The 1,172-nt window shown below is 72.7% G+C and carries 1 protein-coding gene; it reads right to left on the bottom strand.

The features are described from left to right. The coding region (locus AOK00_RS30025) for an MCE family protein (RefSeq protein WP_055603370.1) at positions 1 to 1,127 on the bottom strand (1,127 nt) is incomplete at its 3' end. Positions 1,128 to 1,172 lie beyond the last annotated feature (45 nt).

Here is a 1,172-nt window from a genome sequence, read left to right as displayed (position 1 = left end):
GGGGTGGCCGGGGGCAGCGGCGGGGGGGGGTTCGGGCTCGGGATGCCGGTGCCGGCCCCGGCTCCCCGGCGGGCGGCCGGGCCCGGGTCGGACGGGGTGGGCGTGGGGGTGGGCGTGGGCTCGGTCCTGGGGATCAGCGGCGGGATCACCTCGGTTCCCGGGGCGGCGGCGAGGTGCAGATAGGTGTTGAGGTAGTCGCCCTTGACGCCCCGCAGCACCTCGTCGGTGAAGGGGTACGTGAGCAGCACCTGGAGCGATTCGGGCAGGTCGGCACCGGCGTCCGCGAGTGCCGTGAGGGTGGGCGCGAGGGCCTTGAGATCGGCGACCATGTCCTTCTTGCTCGCGTCGATGGTGGTGACGGCGACCCCGGACAGGGTGTCCAGGGCGCGCAGCATGGTCAGCAGGGAACCCCGTTGGTTCTCCAGCGTCTTGAGGCCGGGAGAGAGTCCGGTGAGGACCGTGTCGACGTCCTTCTTGCGGCCGGCGAGGGTGGCGGAGAGCCGGTTGAGGCCGTCGAGGGCGCGGGTGATGTCGCCGCGATGGGCGTCCAGGGTCGTCACGAGGGTGTTGACCCGTCTGAGCATCGCGCGGACCTCGGGTTCGCGTCCGCCGAGCGCCGCGTTGAGTTCGCGGGTGATGGTCTTGAGCTGGTTGACGCCGCCGCCGTTGAGGAGCAGGGACAGGGCGCCGAACACCTCCTCGACCTCGGTGTTGCGGCTTGTGCGGGCGAGCGGGATGACGCTGCCGTCGGTGAGCCGTCCGCCGTTGTCCTTCGGCGGGGCGACGAGCTGGATGTACTTCTCGCCCAGGAGGCTCGACTGCTCCAGGCGGGCGCCCGCGTCGGCGGGCAGCCGGACGTCGCCGTTGATCTTCAGGGTGACGCGGGCGGACCAGGTGTCGGTACGGAGCTCGATGGCGGTGACGCGGCCGACGGCGACGTCGTTGACCTTCACCGCCGACTGCGGCACGAGACTGAGGACGTCGTCGAGTTCGGCGGTGACCGTGTAGGGGTGGGAGCCGAGGTCGGCGCCGCCGGGCAGCGGCAGGTCCTCGATGCCGTCGAAGCGGAAGGGGTTGCCGGGGAGCCCGCCGAGGACGACGGCGAGGCCGAGGCCGACCGCGATCACACCGGCCGCGCCCGGCGGCGCCGACCTCGGCTCCCACCCCTACAC

This window comes from Streptomyces aureus (genome assembly GCF_001418135.1).
GTDB lineage: Bacteria > Actinomycetota > Actinomycetes > Streptomycetales > Streptomycetaceae > Streptomyces > Streptomyces aureus_A.
The sequence above is the reverse complement of the archived record's forward strand: the minus strand, read 5'-3'. Positions and strand labels throughout refer to the sequence as shown.